Source organism: Bifidobacterium catulorum (assembly GCF_003129925.1).
GTDB classification, from domain to species: Bacteria; Actinomycetota; Actinomycetes; order Actinomycetales; family Bifidobacteriaceae; genus Galliscardovia; species Galliscardovia catulorum.
In genome coordinates this window covers 1-880 of sequence record NZ_QFFN01000080.1, presented here as the reverse complement: position 1 = coordinate 880, position 880 = coordinate 1, and the positions used below count along the sequence as shown (strand labels likewise).

Here is an 880-nt window from a genome sequence, read left to right as displayed (position 1 = left end):
TGGTACTGCACCCGACAGAGTGTGGGAGAGTAGCACGCCGCCGCAATCACACTCTTACCAAGGAAAGGGACCGCCCCCACCGGGACGGCCCCTTTTCCCATATTTCGACACCAAGGGGCCGACGACGGACACCGGCAACGGCCCCTTCCACACCACACAACCACACACATATTTTTTTATATAAATTCTGACATAATGTACATTATCGGTTTGGTTGGAGATGTCATTCGTCTGATGCCGGCTTTTTCTACTCACGCTGTATGACCGATTGATTCGCAGATCTGTTGTAATCCATGTATGGCTTAACGGATGATCGGATGATGCCAAGGGCGGCATCATGGTTTTCTTCCTTAGAGGAGACGTTGTCGTCTCATCTGTGTTGTCTCATCTGTGTCGATTCCTGCACAGAGCTGTATGCGATTCCAGGGCGAATGCGGGCACCTATTCGTGGATGAACGAGTATGAATTCACGCGGCTGGACTTTCATGCGTCTAAGGCCACGATGACGGCGGCATGACGTGCTTGAGTCATGACTGCGGTGAATGCCGGGTGAATTGTGGGCTAATCTACTTCTGATATATGGAATTTGACGGAGATTATTCGCTGCGACGTCGTATTCTGAGGGTGTAGGCGATGAAACAAAGGCCATTGAGGGCTGTTTTGCGACACGCCGGTGGAGCGCCGCCGTTTCAACGTTTTTGGCGTTGTTTTGTGGTGTTGGTTTGCGTTGTTGTTTGGGTTCGTGTATGTTTACTTCTTGCTGCCCGGCGCGGATGGTTCTGCTTGGTTGGGATTGTCCGGTGTGGTGTGGTGGTGGTTTGAGAACTCAAGAGCGTGTTTTGTACTACTGAATTGTTTTTGATTGCCAGTTGATGGCTGG

The 880-nt window shown here is 50.9% G+C and carries 1 protein-coding gene; it reads right to left on the bottom strand.

Annotated features, from left to right (window positions below; genetic code table 11):
• Positions 1 to 689: 689 nt before the first annotated feature.
• The coding region (locus tag DF200_RS11025) for a hypothetical protein (protein ID WP_206603428.1) at positions 690 to 880 on the bottom strand (191 nt) is incomplete at its 5' end.